Annotated in this window: 1 protein-coding gene; it reads left to right on the plus strand. The window is 39.8% G+C overall.

What is annotated here, in order from left to right; translation table 11 throughout:
- Window positions 1-251: beta-L-arabinofuranosidase domain-containing protein (locus ACPYOJ_RS36080; protein WP_481420491.1), on the plus strand; the 251-nt coding region annotated here is incomplete at both ends.

The raw sequence follows: 251 nt of genomic DNA on the forward strand, positions 1-251 counted from the left end.
TTATTAGGTTTTGCATCATTAGCTTTTGCTCAGGTAAAGCAGGAAATTCATTATTTCCCATTGAGAGATGTGAAGTTGTCTGAAAGTATTTTCAATAAAGCCATGCAGGCTGATAAGAAATACATCCTGTCTATGGAACCTGACAGGCTTTTGGCACCTTACCTCAAAGAAGCAGGGCTGAAACCTAAAGCAGAAAATTACCCAAACTGGGAAAATACCGGACTTGACGGACATATCGGAGGGCATTATAT

This window comes from Rhizobium sp. SVR5-9E, assembly GCF_056755095.1.